Annotated in this window: 20 protein-coding genes and 1 pseudogene; 8 read left to right on the forward strand and 13 right to left on the reverse strand. The window is 62.2% G+C overall.

The window, feature by feature from the left end:
• Positions 1-100 precede the first annotated feature (100 nt).
• Complete coding sequence (locus QFZ91_RS05425) at positions 101-1,540, forward strand: MFS transporter (RefSeq protein WP_429566506.1); 1,440 nt, start codon at positions 101-103, stop codon at positions 1,538-1,540.
• A 109-nt stretch (positions 1,541-1,649) separates the two neighbouring features.
• Here QFZ91_RS05425 and QFZ91_RS05430 read toward each other — a convergent pair whose 3' ends face one another.
• Complete coding sequence (locus QFZ91_RS05430) at positions 1,650-2,444, reverse strand: IclR family transcriptional regulator (RefSeq protein WP_176111329.1); 795 nt, start codon at positions 2,442-2,444, stop codon at positions 1,650-1,652.
• A gap of 139 nt (positions 2,445-2,583) precedes the next feature.
• Between QFZ91_RS05430 and QFZ91_RS05435 the strand changes: the two genes are divergently transcribed.
• On the forward strand, positions 2,584-3,456 hold the full coding sequence (locus tag QFZ91_RS05435; protein ID WP_429566507.1) for an SDR family NAD(P)-dependent oxidoreductase: 873 nt from the start codon (positions 2,584-2,586) through the stop codon (positions 3,454-3,456).
• A 732-nt stretch (positions 3,457-4,188) separates the two neighbouring features.
• Here the strand turns inward: QFZ91_RS05435 and QFZ91_RS05440 are convergent.
• The 5 genes from QFZ91_RS05440 to QFZ91_RS05460 all read right to left on the reverse strand — a co-directional run bounded on the left by QFZ91_RS05440 (position 4,189) and on the right by QFZ91_RS05460 (position 9,386).
• Positions 4,189-5,643 (reverse strand): NAD(P)(+) transhydrogenase (Re/Si-specific) subunit beta, encoded by a 1,455-nt coding sequence (locus QFZ91_RS05440; RefSeq protein ID WP_429566508.1) that lies wholly within the window; start codon positions 5,641-5,643, stop codon positions 4,189-4,191.
• Positions 5,644-5,964 carry an NAD(P) transhydrogenase subunit alpha gene (locus QFZ91_RS05445; protein WP_018436118.1) on the reverse strand — a complete coding sequence of 107 codons (321 nt, stop codon included), beginning with the start codon at positions 5,962-5,964 and terminating at the stop codon, positions 5,644-5,646.
• Between the two features lie 17 nt (positions 5,965-5,981).
• Positions 5,982-7,133 (reverse strand): Re/Si-specific NAD(P)(+) transhydrogenase subunit alpha, encoded by a 1,152-nt coding sequence (locus QFZ91_RS05450; RefSeq protein WP_429566509.1) that lies wholly within the window; start codon positions 7,131-7,133, stop codon positions 5,982-5,984.
• Between the two features lie 168 nt (positions 7,134-7,301).
• On the reverse strand, positions 7,302-8,543 hold the full coding sequence (locus QFZ91_RS05455; RefSeq protein WP_429566510.1) for a CaiB/BaiF CoA transferase family protein: 1,242 nt from the start codon (positions 8,541-8,543) through the stop codon (positions 7,302-7,304).
• 48 nt (positions 8,544-8,591) lie between these two features.
• Positions 8,592-9,386, reverse strand: a complete 795-nt coding sequence (locus QFZ91_RS05460) for a crotonase/enoyl-CoA hydratase family protein (RefSeq protein WP_429566511.1) — start codon at positions 9,384-9,386, stop codon at positions 8,592-8,594.
• Positions 9,387-9,587: 201 nt separating this feature from the next.
• Between QFZ91_RS05460 and QFZ91_RS05465 the strand changes: the two genes are divergently transcribed.
• From QFZ91_RS05465 to QFZ91_RS05485, 5 genes are all read left to right on the forward strand, one after another.
• Positions 9,588-10,364 (forward strand): enoyl-CoA hydratase, encoded by a 777-nt coding sequence (locus tag QFZ91_RS05465; RefSeq protein ID WP_429566512.1) that lies wholly within the window; start codon positions 9,588-9,590, stop codon positions 10,362-10,364.
• Between the two features lie 107 nt (positions 10,365-10,471).
• Positions 10,472-11,458 (forward strand): NAD(P)H-dependent flavin oxidoreductase, encoded by a 987-nt coding sequence (locus tag QFZ91_RS05470; RefSeq protein WP_429566513.1) that lies wholly within the window; start codon positions 10,472-10,474, stop codon positions 11,456-11,458.
• Complete coding sequence (locus QFZ91_RS05475) at positions 11,455-12,642, forward strand: CaiB/BaiF CoA transferase family protein (protein ID WP_429566514.1); 1,188 nt, start codon at positions 11,455-11,457, stop codon at positions 12,640-12,642. The genes QFZ91_RS05470 and QFZ91_RS05475 overlap by 4 nt, the downstream gene beginning before the upstream one ends.
• 13 nt (positions 12,643-12,655) lie before the next feature.
• Entirely contained in the window at positions 12,656-13,948 is a 1,293-nt protein-coding gene (locus QFZ91_RS05480; RefSeq protein ID WP_429566660.1) for an acetyl-CoA hydrolase/transferase family protein, read from the forward strand.
• A gap of 50 nt (positions 13,949-13,998) precedes the next feature.
• Complete coding sequence (locus QFZ91_RS05485) at positions 13,999-15,195, forward strand: acetyl-CoA C-acetyltransferase (protein ID WP_429566515.1); 1,197 nt, start codon at positions 13,999-14,001, stop codon at positions 15,193-15,195.
• Positions 15,196-15,244: 49 nt separating this feature from the next.
• On the opposite strand, the gene QFZ91_RS05490 is transcribed toward QFZ91_RS05485, so the two are convergent.
• Together QFZ91_RS05490 and QFZ91_RS05495 are read right to left on the reverse strand one after the other, a co-directional pair.
• The gene (locus QFZ91_RS05490) at positions 15,245-15,415 is read right to left on the reverse strand and encodes a rubredoxin (RefSeq protein WP_018436109.1); all 171 of its coding nucleotides are present in this window, start codon (positions 15,413-15,415) and stop codon (positions 15,245-15,247) included.
• 32 nt (positions 15,416-15,447) lie between these two features.
• On the reverse strand, positions 15,448-16,650 hold the full coding sequence (locus QFZ91_RS05495) for a cytochrome P450 (RefSeq protein WP_429566516.1): 1,203 nt from the start codon (positions 16,648-16,650) through the stop codon (positions 15,448-15,450).
• Positions 16,651-16,807: 157 nt separating this feature from the next.
• Here QFZ91_RS05495 and QFZ91_RS05500 point away from each other — a divergent pair, with 157 nt between their 5' ends.
• Entirely contained in the window at positions 16,808-17,713 is a 906-nt protein-coding gene (locus tag QFZ91_RS05500; protein ID WP_429566517.1) for an SDR family NAD(P)-dependent oxidoreductase, read from the forward strand.
• 75 nt (positions 17,714-17,788) lie between these two features.
• On the opposite strand, the gene QFZ91_RS05505 is transcribed toward QFZ91_RS05500, so the two are convergent.
• The 5 genes and pseudogenes from QFZ91_RS05505 to QFZ91_RS05525 all read right to left on the reverse strand — a co-directional run bounded on the left by QFZ91_RS05505 (position 17,789) and on the right by QFZ91_RS05525 (position 23,113).
• Positions 17,789-18,610: an HpcH/HpaI aldolase/citrate lyase family protein gene (locus QFZ91_RS05505; protein WP_429566518.1), complete on the reverse strand. Its 822-nt coding sequence runs from the start codon at positions 18,608-18,610 to the stop codon at positions 17,789-17,791.
• Positions 18,611-18,672: 62 nt separating this feature from the next.
• Positions 18,673-19,530 (reverse strand): FAS1-like dehydratase domain-containing protein, encoded by an 858-nt coding sequence (locus tag QFZ91_RS05510; RefSeq protein ID WP_429566661.1) that lies wholly within the window; start codon positions 19,528-19,530, stop codon positions 18,673-18,675.
• Between the two features lie 8 nt (positions 19,531-19,538).
• On the reverse strand, positions 19,539-20,705 hold the full coding sequence (locus QFZ91_RS05515) for a serine hydrolase domain-containing protein (RefSeq protein WP_429566519.1): 1,167 nt from the start codon (positions 20,703-20,705) through the stop codon (positions 19,539-19,541).
• A gap of 38 nt (positions 20,706-20,743) precedes the next feature.
• Complete coding sequence (locus QFZ91_RS05520; RefSeq protein ID WP_429566520.1) at positions 20,744-21,514, reverse strand: enoyl-CoA hydratase/isomerase family protein; 771 nt, start codon at positions 21,512-21,514, stop codon at positions 20,744-20,746.
• Positions 21,511-23,113, reverse strand: a pseudogene (locus tag QFZ91_RS05525) (GMC family oxidoreductase). Before QFZ91_RS05525 ends, QFZ91_RS05520 begins: the two are co-directional and overlap by 4 nt.
• Positions 23,114-23,120 lie beyond the last annotated feature (7 nt).

The following is a 23,120-nucleotide window of genomic DNA, read 5'->3' on the forward strand; positions in this document are numbered from 1 at the left end:
TATCGGGCAGCGCCCTCGCCATCCTTGTGGCCTGCATCGATCGCACATACAAAACACCAATGCGAACACTGTTCGGATATAAGTATAATCCAAACGATACATGCAACCGGAGACGTTCATGCAAGCAGAAGTACTCTCCCCGCAGGCACATCGAGCGCAACGCGTGGCGGGACCACCACGTGGGTTCACGATCGCGATCCTGCTTGCCGCGGTAGCGGCTTCGTCTGGCATCACCGTCATCTATACGGTGCTGGTCACGCTCTACAAGGCCTTTCCTGCGTCGAACTCCGTGAGCTGGACCGTGACCGCATACTGGCTCGGCTCGGCCGTCTTTGCAGCGGTGAGTGGGCGACTCGGTGACCTGTTGGGCTACCGCAGAATCCTGCTGGTGGTGATGTCTGTCGCTGCGGTCGGCGCAGTCGTCGCTGCGTGCGCGACCGACGTCGGCATACTCGTCGCGGGTTGTGCGATGCAATCGATCGCGGCAGGCATTACGCCGCTCTCAATCGGGTTGGTTCGTGAGAACCTGCCATCCGCCAGGGTGCCAGCCGCGGTCGGATTGATCAGTGCGGCGGGAATGGTATCGGCGGGGCTGGTTTACATCTGCGCGGGCGTCGTCGTGGATCACTATTCGTGGCAGGGCGGCTTCTGGTTCAAAGTCGCGCTGTGCGTCGTCGCCGCCGCAGCCGTACGCACGTGGGCACCGCCGTCTCCGCCGAATCCCGGCGTCCGGATCGACTACATTCGAGGCCTTGCGTTCGCTCCAGCACTGTGTGCCATCCTGTTCGCAGTGCAGGAAATCCGCGCGTGGGGACTCGGCGATGTGCGGCTATGGGCTTTGATCGTTGGCGGGATGATCGTGCTCGGACTCTGGGCACGCCATCAACTCGGAGCCCGTCATCCGCTCATCAACGTACGTCTGCTGAAAATGCGCGAAGTCGTATTGGCGAATGCATGCATGGCATTCCTCGCGGCTGGCGCCATGCAGTTGGGACAGGTTTTCTCGCTGCTCGCCCAGCAACCTGCCGGCACGCACGCCGGATTCGGGCTGAGCGCAACGACGGCTGGACTGCTGATGTTTAGCATCAACATCGTCGCGCTGGTCGCAAGCCCTTGGAGCGGCCGTGTTGCGGCCCGCTACAAGGCCCGCCCCGCTGCCATGATCGGCATGCTCATACTGGCCCTGGCCTGGGCCTCACTGATCGTGCTTCATCGCAGCCTGCTGCTCTTCGTGCCAGGTGCGGTGCTGTGCTCGTTCGGCCTCGCCTTTACGAGCACTGCGCTGTACAACCAGATCGTGGAAACGACGCCTGCACATCAGACAGGCGAGGCAACGGGCATGCTCTACGTGTTCTTCTCATGTTTCTTCGCGGTAGGCGCCCAGGCGGTCTTTTCACTACTGCGCAGCGCGACGGCCGGACACAGCGGTGCATCGTTTCCCGCCGATAGCGGCCATGTTTCGGTATTCGTCTACATTGCCTGCAGTTCGATTGCCGGACTGCTGATCGCATCCATGCTGCCGAAGCGTCGTACAAACTGATTGTCGTTTCGATCGATGCGTTGCGCTCAGGTGCAACGCATCTCAAACTGCGCCACGCCCGCTGCGCGGTGAAGCACGCGCTTCACCGCGCAGCCGACCGCCCGGCCAGTCACTCCTCTTCTGCTTGCCCCAACGCGGACGCCCGCTGAGCGACTCTGATCATGTTCTCTTCGAGTCGATGGCGTTCGCGGTCGAAGCGCTCGAGCGGCGCACCAATCGCCATCGCCGCGATCACATTGCCATTCGGCCCGAAGATCGGCGACGACACACCGGCGGAATCCGGCAGCAGTTCGCCGCGACTCACCGACAGGCCGCTTTGGAGAATATGATCGAGTTCATCACGCAGCGCTTTCTTCGTTGCGATCGTTTGCGGCGTGCGGCGCTCGAACTTGACCGACTTCATGTAATCGGTAACGAACGCGTCCGGTGCATGGGCCAGCAGTACGCGCCCCGCAGCCGTGCAATAGAGCGGGCGACGCAGACCGATGTGCATTGAATAGCGCACCGATTGCTCGCTTTCGATCACGTCGACATAGGTGATCTCTTTGTGCTCGGCGTCAAGAACACCGATATACACGGTTTCATTGGTGCTCTTCGAGAGATCCACCAGGAACGGGCGCAGCATCTTCGAGAAGTTCCACGCGGCCATCACACCCGCGGACAACCGGAAGATCGACGGCCCTAAACGATAGCGGCCTGCGTCGTGCATCAAGAACCCTTCCGCCACTAGAGGCCTCAGCAGATTGAGCAGGCTACTCTTGGGTGACTCGAGGGCGACGTTCAGTTCTGCCAGCGACATACCGTCCGGAGACTTCGCCAGCACATCGAAAATTCCGAGGAGTCGGGTCAGCGAGCGCGGCCCGCTGACGTCCCGGTCCGCCGGCGCTGAGGTCTCTTTCAACATGATTTTCCCCATGAATTGACTGTATCGATTATACGGGAACTATTCACATAGTTTTACAACGATCGCAATGTGGCACACTTTTGCGCCATCCGAATTCGGGAATACGCCAGGGCGCCCCCGCTCTCTTGTTACGATATAGTTGAACGACGTTCATAAAATTGGAATGCCGGGCATCACTTTCCGGAACATCCTCGAGGTGCGCTTGCGCGCCGAACTACACCGTTCACCATCACTTTCGGACTCACACATGCACACGAAAAAACTGGCAGAAAAGGTCGCCATTGTGACCGGAGGTGGGCAAGGCCTCGGACTCGGTATTGCACGCGCACTTGCCGCTGAGGGAGCGAGCCTGGTCCTGACTGGTCGTACGGAGGCCAAACTCACGCAGGCCGCCGAGCAATTGACCGTCCTCGGTTCACAAGTGCTCGTGGTGCCCGGTGATACGCGCAATCGCGCCGACGCCGTTCGGACAGTCGAGCTTGCCGTCGAGCGGTTCGGACGTGTAGACGCGCTTATCAACAATGCGCAAAGCAGCAGCCCGGGTGTACCAGTTGAGTCTGTTACCGACGATGACTGGAGTAATACGCTCGAGTCGGGCCTATACGGTACGCTGTATTTCATGCAAGCCGTATTGCCGCAGATGAAGTCGCGAGGCCGCGGCGCCATCATCAACTTCGGTTCACGCACCGGCATCGAAGGTCTCAAGGGGTTCGGCGCGTACGCCGCAACCAAGGAGGGCATTCGTGGTCTCTCGCGTGTCGCGGCGCGCGAATGGGGCGCCTATGGCATTACCGTCAATGTCATTTGCCCGGCAGCGCTCACGCCTGCTGCCGAAGCCTACCTCGAAGCCAATCCCCAGGAACGTACTCGCTATCTCTCTGAAATTGCAGTTGGGCGCTTCGGCGATCCTCAGCGCGATATTGGACGAACAGTTGCATTTCTGTGCAGTGACGACGCTAATTTCATAACAGGACAGACTATCAGTGTGGACGGCGGGCAGTCAATGCTTTAGTGCGTCTTTTTGAACGTAGTGCAATATACGAAACGAACAGTTGCATTTTCGATAGATCAAGAAAATGATCCAACTTAAACAGATCGTTGCATTATCGCGAACTTCGATCCGAGAAATGATTTTGCGCCCGGCGCGTAGCACCAAGATCGAAGAGTGATCAGGGACGACTTCTCCTCTCACACACTTCGCGAGAGCGTGTGGAGTTTGGCCTTGGCTGCGGGACACCGAGCCAAGGCGTTTTTTTCATCGCTGGTTTTGGATGTGTTCGTCGACACAGGAGCGTTTGCACGTGCAGACTCCAAGGCTCACCGTCGCCCGCAAAAACAATCAACGGCTTGTGGGAAAACGTCGAGTTGGATGCGCATCGCGAGAGAGCGACGCGCGAGAAGACCACCGAGCCGGCCCTCCAGAGCAACGCAGGGCCGGCTGCCCCGCGTCGCGCTAGAAGTTGGAGGCCGATTGCGGAGAGTGCGGTTTCGAACCGTCGGTTAAGAAAGTTCTTAAAACCATTCCGACGTGAAGGACGGCAAGTGCACGTCCATCCAGTCGAATTCGCTGCGGCAGTTGCCCCAAGCCCACGGCGGTGACTTCCCGCCTCGTCCGGCAGCGTCCGAACCTTGATGCGGTCGCGAGATATCCCGCACGTCCCTGCCCGAGTCGATATTTCCTACTGCTGACTGGTCTGTACTTGCGATGCGACTGTTGCCTGTCCCGGTCGTCATGACTCGCCCCCTAGCTGCAATTTTTTACCATTTCTTCGATTACCTTCTTCGCATCGCCGAACACCATCATCGTCTTGTCCATGTAGAAGAGCTCGTTGTCGAGGCCCGCATAACCGGCGGCCATCGAGCGCTTGTTCACGATGATCGTGCGCGCCTTGTACGCCTCGATGATCGGCATGCCCGCGATCGGCGACTTCGGATCGTTCTTCGCCGCCGGATTCACGACGTCGTTCGCGCCGAGCACCAGCACTACGTCGGTCTGGCCGAATTCGTTGTTGATGTCCTCCATTTCGAACACGAGGTCGTAGGGCACCTCGGCTTCGGCGAGCAGCACGTTCATGTGACCGGGCATGCGGCCCGCCACCGGGTGAATCGCATAGCGCACGTCCACGCCCTTTTCGACGAGCTTGTCGGTCAGCTCTTTCAGCGCATGCTGCGCGCGCGCCACGGCCAGCCCGTAGCCCGGTACGATCACGACACTCTCGGCGTTGCCCAGCATGAACGCCGCATCATCGGCGGAGCCCGCTTTCACCGGACGCTGCTCCTGCGCGCCAGCCGCTGCCGCTGAGCCAGCCTCGCCGCCGAAGCCGCCAAGCAGCACGCTGAAGAACGAGCGGTTCATCGCGTGGCACATGATGTACGACAGGATCGCACCCGAGGAACCGACCAGCGAGCCGGCGATGATCAGCATCGCGTTGTTCAGCGAGAAGCCGATACCCGCCGCCGCCCAGCCCGAGTAGGAGTTCAGCATCGACACGACCACCGGCATGTCCGCACCGCCGATCGGAATGATGATCAGCACGCCGAGCACGAACGCGATGATCGTCATGATGATGAACGGCAGCCACGACTGCGTGAGGAAGAACAGGACACCGAAGCCGAGCATCGCGAGCGCGAGCATCAGGTTGATCAGATGCTGGCCGCCGTAGACCACGGGCGCGCCCTGAAACAGCCGGAACTTGTACTTGCCCGACAGCTTGCCGAACGCGATCACCGAGCCGCTAAAAGTGATCGCCCCCACGAAAGTGCCGATGAACAGCTCGATGCGGTTGCCGTATGGCAGGAAGCCCGGATACGGCGCATCTTCTGCAACGAGCCCGAATGCGGCGGGATCGGAAACTACCGCGTACGCAATGCAGACAGCAGCAAGACCGATCAGCGAATGCATCGCCGCGACCAGCTCGGGCATCTTCGTCATCTCGACGCGCGCGGCGACATACGCGCCAAGACCGCCGCCCACCACGAGCGCCGTGAAAAGCAACGCAAGCCCGAGCCCGAGATTCGAGCCGAACTGCGCGGACTCCTTCACGATAAGCGCAAGGGTGGTGAGAATGGCGATCGCCATGCCGATCATGCCAAAGGTATTGCCAGCGCGCGCGCTCCTCGGGTTGGAAAGCCCCTTGAGCGCCTGAATGAAACAGACCGACGCCACCAGGTAAAGCAGCGTAACTAGGTTCATGCTCATTTACGCACCCTCCTTGCCGGTGAGCTTCTTCGGCTCTTTCTTGCGGAACATCTCCAGCATGCGCCGCGTGACGAGGAATCCGCCGAACACGTTGACGGCCGCGAGCAGCACGGCGAACGTGCCGAAGAACTTGCCCGCCCCGCCCACGGTCAGTCCCGTGGCGAGCATCGCGCCGACGATGACGATCGCCGAAATCGCATTGGTCACGGCCATCAGCGGCGTATGCAGAGCAGGCGTGACGTTCCAGACCACGTGATAGCCGACGTAGACGGCTAGCACGAAGATGATCAGATTGATGACCGTATGATTGATGACTTCCATTCCTGTTCTCCTTCTCGTCATGCCTTGCGCGTGACCTGCCCGTCACGGGCCAGCAGCGTAGCCGCGACGATGTCGTCCGCGAGATCGATGTTGACGATGCCCTCCTTCGTGACGATCAGCTTCAGGAAGTCGAGCAGATTGCGCGCGTAGAGCGCGGAGGCATCGGCGGCGACCATCGAAGCGAGGTTCGTGTAGCCGCAGATCTGCACGCCATGGTGCATTACGACCTTGTCGGCCTCGGTGAGAGGGCAATTGCCGCCGCGCCGTCCCGTGGCCTGCTCGGCGACCGGACCGCGTCCCGCAGCGAGGTCGATCACGACCGAGCCCGGCTTCATCGCCTGCACGGTTTCCGAAGGCAGCAGCGTCGGCGCGTCGCGGCCCGGAATCAGCGCGGTCGAGATGACGATGTCGGCCTGCTTTGCGCGCTCATGCACCAGCGCCGACTGGCGCGCGAGCCACGAAGGTGGCATGGGGCGAGCGTAGCCGCCCACACCGTGGGCCGCCTCGCGTTCCTCATCGGTTTCAAACGGCACGTCGAGAAACTTTCCGCCGAGAGACTCGATCTGCTCCTTGACCGCCGGGCGCACATCGGAAGCTTCGATCACCGCGCCAAGGCGCCGCGCCGTGGCAATGGCCTGCAGACCCGCCACGCCCGCACCAAGAATCAGCACGCGCGCCGCCTTCACGGTGCCTGCGGCGGTCATCAGCATCGGCATGAAGCGCGGATAAAGGTTCGCAGCCAGGAGCACCGCCTTGTACCCGGCGATATTGGCCTGCGAGGACAGCACATCGAGGCTCTGTGCGCGTGTCGTGCGCGGTGCGGCTTCGAGCGCGAACGCGGTGACGCCAGCCGCGGCGAGTGTGGTCGCATTGTCGACGTTGAAGGGGTCGAGCATGCCGACGAGCACCGAACCCCGCTTCATGAACGGCAATTCGCTCTGCGTTGGCGACTGAACCTTGAGCACGAGGTCCGCGCCGAAGGCGGCAGCCGCGTCGGCGACCCGCGCGCCCACGGCGATGTACGCCTCGTCAGGATAGCTCGCGCCAATGCCCGCCCCGGTCTGGATCGTCACCGTGTGTCCCTGGGCGACGTATTTCTTGACTGTTTCAGGTGTCGCGGCCACACGGCTTTCGTTCGCCCGCGTTTCCGCGGGGATTCCAATGTGCATCAAAGTACTCCTGGTTGCATATGCGTGGTATGAACGTACCCACGAGGCCTGCTGCGGGAGGCAGCAACCATTCGACCTTCGGGCGCAATGCACCCCTCAAGGAACTGGTGGGTAATCCATAAAAAAAGCGCACCCTCGAAGAATGCGCTTCACAGGCTTTTCCGCGCTCTATAGAACTTTGTTTTCGCGCAGAGCATCGATATCGGGCTGCGACATACCGAGCACGTCACGCAGCACTTCGTCCGTATGTTGGCCGAGCGTCGGCGGCGCGCCGTATGAATCGATAGGCGTGCCCGACATCTTGACCGGATTCGCCACCATACGAACGGCCTGATCTGTGAGCGGGTGCGCGACTTCCACGCACATCTCGCGTGCCTGCACATGCGGATCTGCGAACACCTGTTCCAGATTGTTGATCGGTCCAGCCGGCACACCGGCGGCGTCGAGTGCCGCGAGCAGTTCATCGCTCTGCCATTCGACGATCAGCGGCTCGAACACTTCGCCCAGTGCGCGACGATTCTTGACGCGCAGAGCGATCTCGCTGAATCGCGGATCAGTAGCAAGCTCGGGATGCCCGAGAACATTGCACATTCGCGTGTACTGCTCGTTGTTGCCGGCAACGATCATGATGTCGCGATCGGCGCAACGGAACATGCGGGACGGCATGCCACCATTGCCCTCGGTACCGCGCCGGATCGGAATCTGGCCAGAAACGAGGTACTGGCTTGCATAGTGCGATGTGGCAGCAATCATCGCGTCCAGCAACGCCAGGTCGATGTACTGCCCTTCGCCAGTACCGCCTTGCGCCGCGTCGCGATGATAGAGGGCCGCGATGATCGCCGAAGCGGCGTACTGACCACAGAGGATGTCGGCAAGACTGGGCCCGGTTTTCATAGGGCCGCCGCCGGGCACGTCGTCACCGTTTCCAGTCACGCTCATCAAGCCACCCATCGCCTGGAAAATCGAGTCATAGCCCGGCCGTGGGCTATACGGTCCGGTCTGGCCGAACCCGGTTATCGAACAGTAGATCAGGCGCGGATTGACCAGCTTGAGGCTCTCGTAGTCGAGCCCGTAACGCTTGAGGTCGCCCACCTTATAGTTCTCGAGCAACACGTCGCATTGTGCAGCCAGCGAGCGGATCAGCGCCTGGCCTTCAGGCGTAGAGATATCGCAGGTGATCGACTTCTTGCCGCGGTTCGCGCTGATAAAAAACGTCGACTCGCGCGTGGCCTTGCCGTCCCGATCCATCAGAAACGGGGGGCCGAATTGCCGCGAATCGTCGCCCTTTCCCGGACGCTCGACCTTGATGACCTCGGCGCCGAGATCCGCCAGCATTTGAGCCCCCCACGGCCCCGCGAGAATACGGCTCAGGTCGAGGACGCGAACACCCGCCAACGCGCCTTTTGTCATAACAAACTGTCCCCTTGAATTCGCACCGGCTGCGCCGGAAGCCATGCATCAGCGGCCGACAAATTTCGCCGCACGTTTTTCGATGAAGGACTGAACACCTTCCGTGGCATCTTCAGTGTTGTAGAGAAACTGCTGGGTCGACTGAATGGTCGCGTAAGCATCCTGCCAGCCTTGTCCCAGCGAAACCCGCGCGTTCTGCATCGTGGCCTGCACGGCGAGCGGTGCCTGCGCCGCAATTCGCTCTGCGATCGCGAGCGCCCGGTCGAACTCCTGCCCCGCGGGCACGACATCCTGCACGAAGTTCATGTGCCGCGCCTCTTGTGCGGTGAATTCGTCGCCAGTAAGTAGTACCTTCATCGCGTTGCCCCAGCCGGCACGCTGGACCATGCGGAACGTCGCGCCACAACCTGCCATGATCCCCCGCTTGACTTCAAGCTGGGAGAAACGGCAGTTGTCGGCCGCCACAGCCACTTCCGATGCGAGCATCAATTCGACCGCGACCGTGAAACAGATTCCCTTGAGCGCAATGACGACCGGCTTGGTGCGCAGCGGCGCGCGCAAGTTGAACGGATCGACCTCGCCTTCAGGAAGCAGGGATTTCCCTTCCCGGCGCAATGGCGCGATCTTCGGCATGTCGAGCCCTGCCGTAAAGTGATCCCCTGCGGCGTAGACCAGCCCGCAAAAAATATCGCTGCTCTGTTCGAGCTGCGTGTAAGCCATGGCCAGTTCGCGGAACATCTTCGGGGTAAATCCGTTGCGCTTTTCCGGCCGGTCGATGCCCATCAAAAGCAGGTTCCCGCGCTGCTCAACGCGAATCTGTCCGTCCTCGTGACGAGTAGTCATGCAGTGTCTCCTCGCGGTGTTTCCCGTTAGTGAATCTGCCCTCGCGCTCAATTGACAAAGCCGGGCCTCACATTCAGAATCATAAACGTCGTTCAAATAATTGGCAACGTGCGGTACGCTGTGACGTAACCCGAAGGGCGCGCCGCGCGCCGACGAACCACGCGCGAGCAGCGTTGCCCCTCATTCCCTCAAGGAAGAACCATGGCCTACGAGACGATCATCGTCGAAACGCACGGAAAAGCCGGCTTGCTCAGGCTGAACCGTCCGCAAGCCTACAACGCGCTGAACAACCAGCTGATGGACGAGCTGACGGCAGCACTCGACGACTTTGAAGCCGATCCCGCCATCGGCTCGATCGTGCTGACCGGCAGCGAAAAGGCGTTCGCCGCCGGAGCCGACATCAAGATGATGAACGAATGGACGTACATGGACGTCTACAAGAACCAGTTCATCACATCGAACTGGGAACGCACCTCGCGTTGCCGCAAGCCGGTCATCGCGGCGGTCGCGGGTCTTGCGTTGGGCGGAGGCTGCGAACTGGCCATGATGTGCGACTTCATTCTCGCCGCCGACAACGCCCGTTTCGCCCTGCCCGAAATCACGCTGGCGACCATTCCCGGCGCTGGCGGTACCCAACGCCTCACGCGCGTGCTCGGCAAATCGAAGGCGATGGAGATGATCCTCACCGGCCGCAAGATGGACGCCGTCGAGGCCGAACGATGCGGCCTCGTAAGCCGCATCGTGCCAGTCGGCACGCTCGTCGAAGAAGCACTGAAAACGGCCGATGAGATCGCGCGATATTCGCAACCCGTCGTGGCGATGGCGAAGGAGTGTGTGAACCGCGCCTACGAATCCAGCCTCGCGGAAGGCATCCTGTTCGAGCGGCGCATGGCGTATTCGACCTTCGCCACCGCAGATCGAAAGGAAGGCATGGCAGCCTTCGCCGAAAAGCGCAAACCCCAGTTTCGCGATTGTTGAATCACCAAGAACGCCACGCGCATCGTGGCAAACCGAGCACGCCAGGTCACGCGCGTCAGGCGCATTTCTCTGGCACCCACACTCCCTATCCAGATTACAGGCGCGCGATGAAACCGTATGTCAACCGCATTACTGAATTACTCGGCATTCAATATCCCATCATTCAGGGCGGCATGCGCTGGGTGGCGCGAGCCGAACTGGCGGCGGCCGTGGGCAACGCGGGGGGGCTCGGGTTCATCTCCGCGCACACCCATGCAAGCGCCGATGCACTCGCGCGCGAAATCGACAAGGTGCGTTCGCTCACGGACAAGCCCTTTGGCGTCAACCTGACCGTTCTCGGCGCGAATGCCGGTCTCGACTATGACGGGTATGTTCGCACGATCGTGTCCCAGGGCGTCCAGGTCGTTGAAACGGCTGGCAGCAACCCCGCGAAATACATCGCCGAGTTCAAGGCACATGGCGTTAAGGTCGTGCATAAGTGCGTCACGGTTCGCCACGCGGTGAAGGCCGAATCGCTCGGCGCAGACGTCGTCAGCATCAACGGGTTCGAATGCGCGGGGCACCCTGGCGAAGACGATATCCCCGGACTGATCCTGATTCCCGCCGCAGCCGAAAAGCTCAAGGTGCCGATTCTCGCGTCCGGGGGCTTCGCCGATGGGCGCGGCCTGATGGCGGCTCTCGCGCTCGGCGCGGATGGCATCAACATGGGTACGCGTTTCATGCTCACGCAAGAATCGCCGGTCCACCCAGCGATCAAGCAACGTCTGCTGGAAGCGACCGAGCGCGATACCGTCCTGTTGGGCCGCTCGATCGGGGACCCGAGCCGCGTGGTCAAGAATAGCGTGAGCCTCGCCGCGCTCGAACTTGAGCGCAGCAAAAACGTGACGCACTCGGACCTTTACGCACTGACCGGAGCACAGCGCTGGATGGATGCGTTCGCTACGGGAGAAGTCGAAGGCGGCGCTTTCCCCGCCGGTATCGTCACAGGCCTCATTCACGATTTGCCGACCTGCGCGGAATTGATCGCCCGCATCGTCAAGGAAGCCGCCGCGATTGCCCAACGCCAGCTAGGCTTCAGCGCTGCTCTGGCATGAAACTGACCGGCCTTCGAGTCATTGACCTGTCGCAGTTCATGCCGGGTCCGTTCCTCGCTGCCAACCTCGCCGATCACGGGGCGCAAGTCATCAAGGTCGAACCGGTCACCGGCGACCCGACGCGCGGCGCACCCGGCACGGACGGCGCTTTCTTCGCGGCGATCAACCGCGGCAAGCGCAGCATCGGCCTCGACCTGAAGCATCCGGACGGACGCGAGGTCGCGCTGAAGCTGCTGAACGAGGCCGATGTCGTCATCGAATCGTCGAGGCCGGGCGTCGCTGCTCGCCTTGGTATCGACTACGACACGGTGAGCCGCGCGAACCCGAAGGTCGTTTATTGCGCGATTACCGCATTCGGCCAGACCGGCCCGCTCTGTCAATTGCCCGCACACGATCCGGTAGTTCAATCGCTTGCAGGTACGCTGCCGCGCGATGAGCGGGGAATGCCGATTGCCACGGGACCGTCGCTCGCCGCGCTGGCCGGTTCGCTGACGGCATTGTCCGCTGTGTTGATGGCGCTGCTGCGCGCCCGGGAAATCGGGCGCGGCGACTACATCGACGTGTCGCTGTTCGATGCAGCGCTCACGGCACAGCCGTACCTGAGCGGCCGTTTGCTCAACATGCCGGCCGGGCAATCGTCGGAAGCGACCGAGGGCGATAGCGGACTCGCGATGCTCAGCACCTACGAGACCGCCGATTCGAAATGGCTCTGCCTCGGCGGCCGGGAATACAGTTTTGCCAGCAACCTTCTTACGCCGCTCGGCCGTCCCGACCTGGTCGCCGACGCGACCGGCCCGGCCGGTGAAGGCCAGATACGCGTTCGAGCATTCCTGACGCAAACATTCCTTACACGCACGCTCGATGAATGGCTCGATTGGTTCAAAGGCCGGAACGTCAGCGTCGCGCCGGTGCTCTCGACCGCGGAGGCGCTAAACCATCCACATGCTCATGAGCGAAGAATGGTCCAGACCGATCCGTCCGGACGCGCCCACGTAGCGAGCCCGATTCATTTCCGCATGGAGCCCGCGTCGCCACCGCTCGCGGTTCCGGGACTGGGCGAGCATGCGGAGCTCGTCCTGCACAGCATCGGCTACAGCGAAGACCGGATTGCGGAACTCGTTGCCTCGGGCGCCGTGCGGGGGCAGCACAACGAAGCGCATGACTTTGCGCAAGCCGCCAATTGACGCCAACAACATCATGCCCATACTGCTAGAGGCGGACGCCATCGACTTTGCGTCCATCATCCGTCGCGGCGACACTGTCACATGGGGCCAATCGAACGCGGAGCCTCTTGCGCTCACCCGCAAGCTGCTCGAGCAACGGCATGCTGTCGGCGCGTTCCGGGTTTTTCTCGGCGCCAGCAACTACGACACGTGCCGCCCCGAGCACGCCGACTGCATCGATTTCGTTTCGTACTGCGGCAGCGGCTCCAACCGCGCACTGGCCAAGGCTGGCGCGCTCGACGTTCTTCCGTGCCACTATTCGCAGTTCCCGGAGATGATCGACTCGGGTCAGCTTGCGATCGACGTGCTGCTGCTGCAGTTGGCGCCCCCCGATTCGCAAGGCCGCTATAGCCTGTCGGTCGCGCATGAGTATCTGATCCCTGCGCTCGAGCGCGCGCGCGTCATCGTTGCGGAGGTCAATGAACAGGCACCCTGGACTTACGGCGAACGGTATCTTCGCGACGACGAGATCGACTTCATTCTCCCGACATCACGCGCTCTGCCCGAGAGTTCGCCAAGCGCGGCAAGCGCGACGGATCAGGCGATCGCACAACACACGGCCGCTTTGATCGAAGACGGCGCCACGATTCAACTCGGCCTCGGCGCGATTCCCGAAGCGATCCTCGCTTGCCTCGGCGATCGGCGCGACCTCGGCATTCATTCCGGCACGATCGGGGACAAAGTCGCCGATCTGATGGAAATCGGCGTGATCAACAATGCGCGCAAGACCATCGACGCGGGCAAGACCATTGCAGGCGTGATGATGGGCGGCCGTCGCATTCACGAGTTCGCGCATCGCAACGACGCCGTCGAGTTCCGTTCGACCCGCTACACGCACGACGCGAACGTGCTCGCAAGCATCGAGCGCTTCGTCGCCATCAACTCGGCTGTGGAAGTCGATCTGAGCGGCCAGATCAACGCCGAGGTTGCCGGTGGCGTGTATGTGGGCGCGGTGGGCGGCGCACTGGATTTTCTGCGCGGCGCGCGGCGCTCGCGTGGCGGCGTTCCAGTCATCGCATTGCCGTCTACCGCAAGCAAGGGCGCCAGCCGCATCGTCGCGTCGTTGAATGGACCGGTCAGCACGCCACGCAGCGACGCCGCCATCGTGGTGACCGAATACGGCGTAGCCGATCTGCGCGGCCTGACGCTGCGGCAACGGCGCGAACGCATGCTGGCGATCGCCCATCCGGATCATCGCGGCGCTCTCGATCAGATGGCGGGCGCCCTGCCCCTTCATCGCACCGGAAGCGCGACGCTCGTTGCCTGATCGCAAGCGCAGCCGCATCCGCAACCTCAAACTTTGCAAGGAAACGTCCCATGAAACGCGCGGCAATTGTCTCCCCTGTACGAACGCCCGTGGGCACCTTTGGTGGCAGCCTGCGCGGCGTTAGCGTCGAAGAGCTCGGTGCACTCGTCGCGAACGAAACGATCCGGCGTGCAGGGCTCGACCCCGCTCGCATCGACGATGTCGTCTTCGCACAATCGTATGCGAACAGCGAAACGCCGTGCGTAGGCCGCTGGATCGCGCTGCAGGCCGGCCTGCCCGTCGACGTGCCCGGCATGCAGCTGGACCGCCGCTGCGGCGGCGGCCTGCAGGCGCTCGCCACCGCCGCGATGATGGTGCAGACCGGTGCCGCGGACGTTGTGCTGGCTGGCGGCGTGGAAAGCATGACCAACATCGAGTACTACAGCACGGACATGCGCTGGGGCGCCCGCTCGGGCTCCGTGCAGTTTCACGACCGGCTCGCGCGCGGCCGAGAGCGCTCGCAGCCGGAATCACGTTTCGGGTATATCTCCGGCATGATCGAGACCGCAGAAAATCTCGCCATCGACTATGGCATCAGCCGCGAGGCCGCCGACGAGTTCGCGCTGCGCAGCCATCAGCGCGCCGCGGCAGCGTGGGAGTCGGGCCATATGGCCGAAGAGGTCGTTGCGGTCAGCGTTCCGCAGAAAAAAGGCGAGCCGCTGCTGTTTTCCAAAGACGAGGGATTCCGTGCGGACACCAGTATGGAAAGCCTCGGCAAGCTTCGCGCGTTGATGCCGGGCGGAACGGTCACCGCAGGTAACTCCAGCCAGCAGAACGATGCGGCCGCCGCTTGCCTCGTCGTCGCGGAAGACCGCCTCGAAGAGCTCGGACTCGAGCCTATGGCATGGCTAACGGGATGGGCCGCGGCTGGCTGCGAGCCGTCACGGATGGGCATCGGTCCCGTGCCCGCAGTGCAGAAGCTGATGATGCGCACCGGTCTTACGCTCGATCAGATGGATCTCGTCGAGGTGAACGAAGCGTTCGCATGCCAGGTACTGGCTGTCCTAAAAGGCTGGAACTGGCACGACATCGACCGGCTCAACGTGAATGGCTCGGGCATATCGCTCGGACACCCGATCGGCGCAACGGGCGTGCGGATCATGACCACGCTGTTGCACGAGCTGACGCGCCGAAAGGGACGCTATGCGCTCGAGACCATGTGCATCGGCGGCGGCCAGGGTATTGCCGCCGTGTTCGAGCGCGCCTGACCCGGGGCTATGACGCGCACGGCTCGACGCCGTGCGCGTGTCCGAACGCTTAGGCCTCGACCTCGATCATCACGAAATCAGCCTTGGTCGCCCCGCATTCAGGACATGCCCAGTCATCCGGAATGTCTTCCCAACGAGTGCCTGGCGCAATGCCCTCCGCCGGAAGTCCCGCTGCTTCGTCGTAGTAGAAACCGCAAAAGATACATTGCCACTTTTTCATGATCGTCGATGAGTCGTTGAGGGTGGGATACTTCAGGGTGCTACGTCCCAGACGAGCGGCAGATAAAGCATGCCGTTGACGGAGCCCGAACCGCATCGCGGCTTGTCGCCCTCGCGAATACGAAAATCGGGAATGCGTTTGAGCCACTCCTGCAGAAAAACCTTGATCTCCGTACGCGCAAGGAACGACCCCGGGCAGCGATGCGGGCCGTTGCCGAACGCCGCGTGAAGCACTGGCTTGCGCGTCAGGTCGACGGCGAGCGGATCGCTGAACTTCCGGTCGTCGAGGCCAAAGAGCGAGTTCGGCAGTTGAATCTGGTCACCCTTCTTGAACTGGATGCCCTTGTATTCCATGTCCTGCGTGATGAGCCGCGCGGTGTTCGCCACGCCAAAGCGACGAATCATTTCATCGACTGACGAAACCATCAGTTCAGGATTGTCGATTAGCTGGCGCCGGTGAGCCGGGTTCTCCGCGAGGAAGCGCGCGATGAAACCCATCATCGATGCGACGGTATCGAGGCCGCCGAACAGCACGACGATAAACATGCCGAACATCCGCTCAGGGCTGATCGGTTTGCCGTCGATCTGCGCGTTCGCGATCAGGCTGACGAGATCGCCGCCCGCCTCTGCCTTGCGCTTTTCCACCCAGGTGGAAATATAGCCAATCAGCCGGTGCTGGGATTCGTTGCGCTGCTCGACATTGCCGCGCACGGCCCATTCCGCCCATTCGAGCAATTGTCCGCGATCGCTCAACGGGAGATCGGCCAGACGCAGGAAAATCACGATCGGCAGGATCTTCGAGAACTCCGACACGAACTCGCATTCGCCGCGTGGAGCGATTTTTTCGATCAGCTCGATTGCGAGGCTGCGCACGTCGTTTTCCAGCGACGCGATAGCTTGCGGCAGAAAAGCGGGCGCGATCAGGTTGCGGTACTGGGTATGTTCGGGCGGGTCGAGTTCCAGCGGCACGAGCTGCGTTTCATTGAGCGGCGGGATGTTGACGCTGCGATGCGAAAAACGGGTATGGTCCTTCTGCATCGCCTCGATGTCTTCGCCGCGGGTGGCGATCCAGTGGCCGCCATAGTACGGAGACCAGACGATATCGGGACCCGTATGCAGCGTCTTCCACGCCCGATGGACGTCGTCTTCGGCACCGGGCGGATTCATATAGTCGAAATCGACCACGAGTTCCCGCGGAACATGGTCCGGCACGGTCCAGCCTTTCATGTCGTTCATTGCGTGTCTCCTTTCATTTTGTAGCCCTCGAATGGATGAACCACCAGGCACTCGCTGCCAAAGCAACATCGTTCATATTCCGCAACGGCGTTCAGTTTTTGTTATTATACGTGGGCGAGCTTTTCAACATCAACGCCTGTATAGAACGGAGACAAGAGTGAGCGATTTCGTCAAGGACAAGGTGGTAATGGTAACGGGTGCGGGTGCCGGCATCGGGCGCGATTTCGCGCTGCAATTCGCGGCGAACGGCGCCAAGGTCGTCGTCAACGACCTCGGTCGCAACGCCGAAACCGGCGAATTCGCCGCACAGCGCGTCGTCGCGGAAATCAAGGAGGCCGGCGGCCAAGCGGTTGCTTCCACGGACAGCGTGGCCGAATGGGACTCCGCGCAGAAGATCGTGCAGGCCGCGCTGGACACGTTCGGCCGCATCGACTGTGTGGTCAACAACGCCGGCATCGTGCGTGACCGTATGTTTTTCAACATGAGCCTCGATGAGTGGAGGGCCGTCGTCGACGTTCATCTGAACGGGTCGTTTTTCGTGGCACGCGCCGCGGCTCCGCATTTCAAGGCGCAAAACGGCGGCAGCTTCGTTCATATGACCTCCACGTCGGGTCTGATCGGCAACATCGGACAGGCGAACTACTCGGCCGCCAAGATGGGTGTCGTCGGTCTGTCGAAGTCGATTGCCCTCGACATGGCCAAATTCAACGTGCGCTCGAACTGCATCGCACCGTGGGCATGGACCGCGATGACGGCCTCGATCCCCTCGGAGACACCTGAGCAAAAGGCACGCGTCGAAGTTCTCAAGCGCATGGAATCGCGCAAGATCGCGCCGCTCGCGGTCTACCTCGCTTCCGACCATGCCGCGAAGGTGTCGGGGCAGATCTTCGGCGTGCGCGCAAACGAGATCTACTTCTTCAACCAGATCCGGATGATCCGCTCGCTGCATCGCGACGGCGGCTGGACGCCCGAAGCGATTGCCGAGCAGGTCATGCCGGCGTTCGAAGCGAGCTTCTTCCCGAACGTGCCTTCCATGGCGCTCACGCCGTGGGACCCGGTGTAAGCCAAATCGCAGCACTCCCGCGTCACCCCTTGAAGTGGCGGCGCGGGCGATGCAGCGCTCAGTCCGCCGCACCTCTCACCCCTCTGCCGAATCGCGCACCTTTTCGGACGCGCTGACGATACGTCTTGCCTTGAGCAACACGGGCAAGTCCACCATCCGTCCATCGACGGACACTGCCCCGCCTTCCGCCCGCTCATACGCTTCGACGATCCGCCGCGCCTTGGCAATCTGATCCGCGCTCGGGCTGAAAGCGGCGTTGACCGCTTTGACCTGGCGCGGATGAATGCACAGCTTGCCGCCAAAACCCAGCGATCGCGCCTTCGACGAGTCCTCGGCGAGCTGCCGCTCGTCGTCGATCGCCACGGTGACGCCATCGACCGGACTTTCAATTCCAGCGACGCGCGAAGCCAGCACGATACGCGAACGCGCGAGCAGCAACGCGTCCCATGAGCCGTCGCAATCCAGATCGAGCTCGAAGTCGACCGAGCCGAAGACCAGCCGCTTCACGCCGGGCATGCGTGCCACCTCCAACGCATTCCAGACGCCCGCGGCGGATTCGATGAGCGGCCAGATTGGCTTCGTCGTTGCCGCCGCTACGGCGGTCAACGCAGCCGGCGTCTCCGCCTTGGGCAGCACGACGCCATCGATCCCATCGAACGCGGCAAGTGACAGGTCCTCGTCGAACCACTGTGTTCCAGCGCCATTGATGCGCAACAGCACGCAAACTGGCGATGCCGAAAATGTTCGTACCGCATCGGCAACATGGGCACGCGCCGACGCTTTGTCCGCGTCTGCAACGGCGTCCTCCAAGTCAACGATCACCGCATCGGCGCCTGCCGCGAGCGCCTTGGCGAATCTTTCGGGCTTGCTTCCCGGCACAAAAAGAAACGAACGCATAAGTCTCCAATTCAGCGCCCGGTCCGGCTACGGCGTACCCGCCGGCGGACCGGACTCAACGATCAGCTGAGAACAGCCGTGGCATCCATCCGCAATGACCCGTCGCTACCAGCGATCCACAAGCTCACTTTGCCTGGGTCGGATTCGTCTCGCTTTCCGCATACATAGAAAGGCGAAGTGTCCACCACCGGTTTGATTGCGCGGAACGAAAACGCTCCGACGCGCGCGCCCGGCAGTTCCGATCTCAGCGAGTCCATGAGTAGCGTGGCGAGCAGCGGGCCGTGCACGACGAGACCCTCGTAGCCCTCTTCGCCGCTTGCGTAAGGCCGATCGTAGTGAATGCGATGACCATTCAACGTCAGTGCCGAATAGCGGAACAGCAGCACGGGATCGGGATTGATCTCGCGGGCCCAATGGGCGCCTGCGGGCGCGGCCTGTGACGCCGCCGGCTTCTCGCCAGCAACCGGATGATCCCGATACACGATATCCTGGCGTTCTACGAGCGCAACGCCATTCGCATCGCTTACTTCGTGCTTGATCTTGACGAACACCAGATCGCCGGTGCGCCCCTGCTTGTGCGCGACGCTCTCGATCGAAGAAAGTCGGGTGATCGCGCTGCCCGCTTCCAGCGATCGCACGAACTCCAGTTGACTGCCTGCCCACATGCGGCGAGGCAAGTCGACCGGTGGCAGGAAACCGCCACGCTTCGGATGCCCGTCGAGCCCGACCATCGACTGACGATGAACCGGCAGAAAATAGAGCCAGTGCCACAACGGCGGCAACTCATCGCCAGCTGCCGCGGGCGGGTCGTCCCGGTCTAGGACGGCGCCGAGCGCTGTCATCGGCGTGAGGGTGACGTGGTCCCGCATTTCCTCCGTGCGCCCGGTCCATTGCTGCAAATACGCGATATCCATGACCATCGTGCCGCTCACTCCAGATCCAGCGCGTTGCGAATCGCCGCAGCGATCGGAAGCAGTGGGTCTTCTTCCGGTGTGGTCGGGTTGAACAGTTTGTTATGGCAGATCGCGACGGCAAGGCCGGTGTCCGGGTCCGCCCAGCCGATCGAATTGCCCTGACCCGGATGGCACAACGCGCGCGGCGAACGCACCGCCGTCACCGGCGGATGGTTGCCGCCGAACCAGAAGCCGCCGATCGTGATCGGAATCGGAAAGCCGAACATCACCGGGTCGGGCTCTTCGCTATTGGCACGTGGCGTATTCAGCGTGGCGACGAGCTCCTTCGACAGTATCCTCACGCCGTCCAACTCACCGCCACATGCGAGCATCGCCCAGAAGCGCGCCTCGCTGCGCGCATTGAAGATCCCGCCAACACCCGCCACTTCCGCGCGCCGCACGTCCGGACGCTCGAACACTTGCGGCGTCAATGCAACCTGTTCGGGCATCGAGCGCAGGAATAGCGGCGGCAGGTACTCCGCGGGAGCCGGCACCATCGCATCCGTGAGACGCGCGATGCGCGGTTCGACTTCGTCAGGGATGCCAATCCATAGATCTTCGATGCCTAGCGGCATCGCGATCTCTTCCCGGACGAAACGGCCCAGTGAGCGCTTCTTCGGATCGGCACGTCGCACCAGCTCGCCAACGATCCAGCCGAACGTCATCGAAAGGTAAAGCGTCTTCGTCCCCGGCTCGGCGAGCGGCTCCAGGTTCGCGATCGCGCGGGTCATCCAGTGCCAGTCGCACATCAGCTCCGGCGTGACGTCTTCAGGCATTTGCGGCACGCACGCGCGATGAGTCAGCACGTCGCGCACCGTGGTTTTCTCCTTGCCGTGCGCGCCGTACTCCGGCCAGTAGCGCGTCACCGGCGCGTCGTACTCGATCAGGCCGCGGTCGGCCAGGATGTGCAACGCGGTTGCCGCAACGGCCTTCGTGACCGAATAGACATTGAAGAGCGTGTCGCCATCGACAGGACGGCCGGTGGACGGATCGGCCACGCCGCTCCATGCGTCGATCACGAGTTTGCCGTTCAGATAAGCCGCCACTTGCACGCCGATCTCACCGCCTTCGCGCGTCGCGCGGTCGAGCGCCTGCTGAACGATCGCGCTGCGCTGCGTTGATGCTTGCACTGCCAATGTCATATCGGGTCTCCCATTTGTGAACATGTCGCGTTGACGGGCTACGTTCTGCCAGACTGCGCGGCAATACCGGCAAGCCCTTCGAGCGCCAGCCCATAGCCCAGTTCGGCGACCATGCGACGCTTGAACGGTTGCGTAAAGACCGCGCGCGTGTATCGCAACGTTTCGACCGGCTTCGCCGCGATTTCGCGCGCGATTTGCCAGGCGCGTTCGAGCAACGTGTCGGGCGCGACGACTTCGCCGACTACACCAAGCTCCCACGCGCGTTGCGCACTGATGCGCTCGCCGGTGAGCAGAAAGTGGCGGGCGCGGTTGTGGCCGATCAGCATCGGCCAGACGATCTGCACGCCGTCCGCGGGTACGACGCCGTGAATGAAGTGCGCCTGATCCGAGATTTCTGCGTGGCTGGAGGCGAGCACGATGTCGGACAGCGCCAGCAGCTCGGCATGAATATGCGCAGGCCCGTTGATCGCGCCGATAACCGGAACCGGAATGTCCAGCAGTTGCATCAGCAAGTCTTGCCCCTCGCGTTGCAAGCGCGGCCAGACTTGCGAAAGCGGCTCCGCCGGCAACTCGGCGTAATTCATCGCGTCGCAGAACGAATCGCCGGTTCCGGTCAGGATGATCACGCGATTGTCGAGGTCGCGTGCGATCTGATAGAACGCCTCGCCTAGCTGGCTGTGAATGCTGCGTTCGAGTGCGCCCCACTTCAGCGGGCCGCCATCCGTATGCAGGCGGACTTGCAAAACACCGTCGCGTCGCTCGAATTCGATATTCGAGAAGCGTCCGCGATAGTCTTCGAGGCGACTCATCGCGCATCCTCCAGGATCAGCCCGGCGGCGCGCCATGCCATCGCCATCATCGGGCCGTTCGTGTTGCCGGAGATCATCGTGGGTGTGACGGACAGATCCATCACGCGCAGACTTTCGACACCGCGCACGCGCAGCCGCGAATCGAGTACGGCAAGCGGGTCCGAGCCCATCCTGCAAGTGCCGCATGCGTGAAAACCGGATTGGCCGTCGCGCCGGTACAGGTCAAGAATTTCGTCATCGGTCTGGACGTCGAGGCCGGGGCGTGTCTCCCCCACCAGCAGACTCCTGAGCGGCTCGGCGGCCAGCACGTTGCGCATGAGCCGGAACGCATTGACGGCCATCTGCTGGTCGTACGGATCGGCAAGGTAGTTCGCGACGACTTCAGGCGGCACGCGCGGGTCCGACGACTGGAGCCTGACGTGCCCCTCGCTGCGTGGACGCAGTGGATAGCTGAAGAGCTGCATGCCCGGGAACGACTCGAACGCGTAACCCGCCGCGCCGAAATCCATCGAGTACGGCGCCATCATCAATTGAACGTCGGGACGCTTCGCATCGGGCGCGGTCTTGACGAAACCACCCACCTGATACGAGCCGAGCGACATCACGCCACGGCGGAAGAGAAAATACTGCATCGCGTTACGCCATAGCCGCATGCCGCTGAACTGCCGGTTCTGCGAATCGCGCCAATGCTGCAGACGCGCCTGCACCATATACAGATAGTGCTCGCGCATGTTCCGTCCGACACCCGGATTCGCCGCCACGACAGGAATGCCGAGCGACTGCAAATGGACTGGATCGCCAATGCCCGAAAGCTGCAAAAGCCGCGGCGACTCGAGCGCGCCCGCCGACAGCACGACCTCGCGGCGCGCCCGGTAAGCGATCTGCTGCCCCGCGCTTTCGCACTGGACACCGACGGCGCGCGTGCCGTCGAACACGATTCGCGCGGCTTGCGTGCCGGTAACGACGGTCAGATTCTTGCGCTTCCTTGCAGGCTTCAGAAAGGCTTCGGCCGAGCTTTGCCGGCGACCATTGCGGATCGTATAGATCAGATAGGCCACGCCCTCATGATCGAGCCGGTTGATGTCTTCAACGCGCCTCACGCCGAGCGACCGGCACGCTTCGAGCACGGCGTCGCCGATACGATTGCGCTGCGCGTACTGCGACACTTTCAGCGGTCCACCCTCGCCTCGTAGCTCATCGGCGCCGAGCGCGTGATCCTCGATGCGCCGGAAGCACGGCGCCAGATTCTGCCAGCTCCATCCCTCGACACCCAGCTCTGCCCATCCGTCGTAGTCCTCGGGATGACCCCGCATATACACCATGCCGTTAATGCTGCTGGAACCACCGAGCATCTTGCCGCGCAGCCAGATCTCGTTGCGATGCCCGTTCCCGTCATCGGGCTGCACCGGAATGAACCAGGCATGAGCTGGATCGCCTAGCAGCTTTCCGAAGCCTTTAGGCATTCGGATCAACGGATTGCGATCTTCCGGACCTGCCTCGATCAGCAGCACTGAATGGCGCCCGCTTTCCGAAAGACGATTGGCCAGCACGCAAACCTGCGGCACCGGCGCCAATCACGATAAAGTCAAACTCGATCATCTATGCG

Source organism: Paraburkholderia sp. JPY419 (genome assembly GCF_050435705.1).
GTDB lineage: Bacteria > Pseudomonadota > Gammaproteobacteria > Burkholderiales > Burkholderiaceae > Paraburkholderia > Paraburkholderia youngii.